This window comes from Ottowia thiooxydans DSM 14619 (genome assembly GCF_000422885.1).
In the GTDB taxonomy this organism is placed as follows: domain Bacteria; phylum Pseudomonadota; class Gammaproteobacteria; order Burkholderiales; family Burkholderiaceae_C; genus Ottowia; species Ottowia thiooxydans.
In genome coordinates, this window is sequence record NZ_AUGX01000079.1 from 1 (window position 1) to 2,870 (window position 2,870).

Annotated in this window: 2 protein-coding genes; both read right to left on the reverse strand. The window is 58.8% G+C overall.

Annotated features, from left to right (window positions below; translation table 11 throughout):
- Positions 1–502 precede the first annotated feature (502 nt).
- Entirely contained in the window at positions 503–796 is a 294-nt protein-coding gene (locus G518_RS0126305; protein WP_028605028.1) for a hypothetical protein, read from the reverse strand.
- A gap of 594 nt (positions 797–1,390) precedes the next feature.
- Complete coding sequence (locus G518_RS0126310; protein ID WP_028605029.1) at positions 1,391–2,356, reverse strand: GlxA family transcriptional regulator; 966 nt, start codon at positions 2,354–2,356, stop codon at positions 1,391–1,393.
- Positions 2,357–2,870 lie beyond the last annotated feature (514 nt).

Genomic DNA, 2,870 nt, shown 5'->3' on the forward strand with positions numbered 1-2,870 from the left:
CGTACCGTCACTTATTGCACTGAAAACGAGGAGACCCCAAATCGCGCGCGATTTCCGGCAACAGGCCGGCGACGACGAAGCTGTCGGTTCCGAGCGCAAACATGCCGAGGGCAAGAACTAGAAGTCGTCGATCCATTGCGGAGTACTCCGTCGGGGTTATTTGTTTTTTGAGTCTGTCAGGCGGGTTCGGGAAGTCACCTCCCGACGGTCTGAGCAACGACTTAAGCCGGGTGCACGCACCCGGCTTAAGTTTCTTTTGCGTCTTCGGGAGAGCGGGGGCCTGAGGTTTGCTCAGGTCGCCCGGCCTACTCGAAGGCTGACCGAGGTCCGGCAAAACCGGCCACGATCTTCGGCTTTCGGCCTGGTCTGTCATTCATGTGAGCGAAGGCCCGGACTATGTCTTATCCCGGCAAGAGTCTTCGCGGCGATCCTGCCGGTGTGGCCTGTGGCGCCGGAGATGAGGATAGCGAGAGGGATTAAATCCACTCTCTGCCTCAGCCCATCACTTTCCCTGAATGAGAAGGCCAAGCGGCGCGAGGGGCCCCACCGGAATGAGCTCGTACTGCGCGAAGCCGCCGGTCACGAGCGGCAGCGTATCCAACTCTGCTTTAGCTTGGGCGACAGATTCGGCATTCATCAGAAAGACTACACCCGGCTTGTCCGTGCGAGCCCAGAACTGCTCGATCTTCCCGTCGAGGTAGTGCTTGAGAGTAGCCGGGACCTCCTTCGGCATGATCTCCTTCCTTTGCTCGTCGGAAACTGGCTTGATGATCGATGCGATGGCAAGAATTTTCATGTGCTCTCCTGGGAAAAATGCAAACTTGGGAGGAGAACTTTAGCGAGCGAATCCCTGAATCGCCATTGTCAAAAACGACATCTTTAGCGCCACTTGCGCCAAAACTCATGGCGTAGATACTGGACGACCAGCAGGACCTCTAGCGAGCCTTTGCGGTGAACCGCATAGGCATGCTCATCACGCAGCCCTGCATCCGATCAACTTCGTATAGCCGCTGAGCCAGAGCTGGTCTGTCCGGGGCGATTGCAAGGTGGCGGCGAATATGCCGTGACGCTCACGCTGGTGCCATTGACCAGTCCACTGCCGAACGTGGCCGCGGGGGGACGCTGCGTTGCGGGTTCGATTGGCGCCGCTCCCGTTCCTCGGGCGATTGCGCCGACCCGGCGTGCTGGCTGCGGCCGATGCTTAAGACTCATCGATACCAGAGGCTGGCTGCAGCTCCAAAACGTGATAGCCGAAGGAAAGACCCGAACACCCTGCGTTGTCGCTTTCTATGTCGGTTCAAAGGCCTTAAATGAATGCCTTGTGGCGTTAAGCACCAACCCAATAGCCCATATTTGACAACCCCCGCACGGGCACAAAGCTATCTTCCAATCAGCGAAGATCGGCCCGAAGCTCGCGTACACCCCTCCCTAGGCGGTCACGCAACAGCGTTCGCAAAGTGGCGCCGTCGGCGTAGCCTACCTCGGCGGCGATGGCTTCGAGATCGAGGCCGCTGCCATGAAGAAGAGACTGTGCGTGTTCAACGCGTAGGTCCTGGAAGTAGGCCAGGGGTGATTTACCAAGCACATCCTGGCAACGGCGCTGCAATGACCGCGTGCTAGTCGCCAGCGTACTGGCAACTTCTTGCAACGAGAATCCGGTCTTGAGATTGTCCCGCGCCCACCGTTCGAAACGAAGGATGAGGGGGTCCGCCTGCGCCAGATGATTGGGGATGATGTATGGCGCTTGTGAGGATCGAATGTCGGCCAACAGGTAGCGGGAAACGACGGAGGCCAGTTCCGGACTGGCCTTGCGTATCAGCCAAAGGACGAGGTCAAGATGCCCCATGGCTGCCCCCGCCGTCACCCCCACCTCAGTCGGCACGAGCATGCGAGATTCGTCGAGCAGAACATTCGGATAGCGCTGCCGAAATAGCGGGCCGAGCCACCAAGTCGTAGTGGCTTCTCGATGATCAAGCAGTCCGGTTTCCGCCACGAGGAAGGTTCCGATACAGGACGCTGCGATCAAGGCCCCGCCTGCGTGCCATTTCAAGATCTGATCTTTCGCTTTTCGGACATCTGGTCGTTCGAGTGCCGGGACTAACCGTTCCGGAGTTCCCGTGCCCAGCGCAGGAATGATCACCCAGTCCGGTTTCAAATCCGGTGTGATCGGCTGAACGGGTATGGGCATTCCTTGACCTGACCGGACCTTCCGGCGTACGCCCACGATCGACACGTCGAAATGGGGCGTCCCGCCCATTTTTCGAGCCGAGAAGTTATTCGCAAGCGAGAACGCGTCGAGGATGACAGCGAGCCCTGTATCGAAAAGCCCGTCGAGGGCGAGCACGGAAATTCGCATGGCGTAAATGACGTCAAAGTTGGCATTCAAGACTATACCTGTAGCCGATCCAACCGGCTAATGTGGGTTCTTGGATTCGGCTGCACAATCGCCGCCGGTATGGTCAGCGCGCTTGAGAGGTGACGGGCTCTCGCCAAGCGCGCCATGGAGAATCACGTCGACTAAGTTCGCCTCACGAGCCTGCGGCCAACGGTTGTGCTATTCAGCGGCTCCCTGGTCCCCCGTCGGTGTCGCTGCTCACACCCTAGCGGCATACCGGTTAGGGCGCAGTGCCGTCTGCCCAATCAAGCCGGGCGCAGAGGGGGCCTCACTGTTACGACGCTCATCATCCCAGAAGATGCTGTAGAAGCAGATGTACTCGCCGTGTACGGGCGTCCATATGATGGTAGGACGGGTGCGGTCGAAGTACGCGCGCACAGTAAACGGCGCAAAAAATGATGAACACGTGTTGCCTATTCTCAGTGGCTCGATGGCGGTCGCGGGCTAGCGCCCTTCTCGAAGATCGAATAGAGAG

Excerpts from the sequence above, each read along its gene's own strand:
- G518_RS0126305 (WP_028605028.1), bottom strand. The coding sequence starts at position 796 with ATGAAAATTCTTGCCATCGCATCGATCATCAAGCCAGTTTCCGACGAG.
- G518_RS0126310 (WP_028605029.1), bottom strand. The coding sequence starts at position 2,356 with ATGCGAATTTCCGTGCTCGCCCTCGACGGGCTTTTCGATACAGGGCTC.